The 825-nt window shown below is 66.4% G+C and carries 1 pseudogene; it reads left to right on the top strand.

Features of this window, described 5'->3' with window-relative positions:
- Window positions 1–825, top strand: a pseudogene (locus tag H7965_RS30140) (IS3 family transposase); the annotation flags it as partial.

Raw genomic sequence — 825 nt, 5'->3', positions numbered from 1 at the left:
GGCGGATTTCAAGGCGAAGGTTGCTTTGGAAGCGCTGCGGGGTGAGTTGACGACGGCGCAGCTGGCGGCCAAGCACGGCATTCACCAGACCATGGTGGGCGAGTGGAAGCGACAGGCCATGGAGGGGCTGACCGCGGTGTTCTCCGGCAAGTCGGCCGCGCAGGAGAGCGCAAAGGTAGCCGAGGCGGATATCCAGAAGCTGCACGCCAAGATCGGGCAGTTGCTGGTGGAACGGGATTTTTTGGCGAAAGCGTCCGGTCGATGAGCCTCGAGCGGCGCCGCCAGATGATCGAGCCGGAGCACCCACAGCTGTCGGTGGTGCGGCAGTGCGAGCTGGTCTCGATCAGCCGGTCGGGGTTCTACCACCGGCCCACGGGCGAGACGGCGCTGAACCTCGAGCTGATGCGACTGATCGACGCGCAATTCCTGGAGACGCCCTGGTACGGCGCGCGGCAGATGGCGCGGCACCTGCGGCGCGAGGACTACGTAGTCGGCCGCAAGCGGATCCGGCGGCTGATGGCGAAGATGGGCCTGGCGCCGATCTACCAGCGGCCGCGGACGACGGTGCCGAACCCCGAGCACCGCATCTTCCCCTATCTGCTGCGGGATCTGGTGATCGACCGCCCGAACCAGGTCTGGTGCGCGGACATTACCTACCTGCCGATGCGCCGCGGCTTCCTCTATCTGGTCGCGGTGATGGACTGGGCGACGCGGAAGGTGCTGGCCTGGCGGGTGTCGAACACCATGGAGGTGGAGTTCTGCCTCGAGGTGCTGGAGGAGGCCTTGGGGCGGTTCGGGCGACCGGGGATTTTCAATACCGACCAG

The sequence above is a fragment of the Siccirubricoccus deserti genome, from assembly GCF_014283215.1.
GTDB classification, from domain to species: domain Bacteria; phylum Pseudomonadota; class Alphaproteobacteria; order Acetobacterales; family Acetobacteraceae; genus Siccirubricoccus; species Siccirubricoccus deserti.
This window is presented reverse-complemented; position numbering and strand designations above follow the sequence as displayed.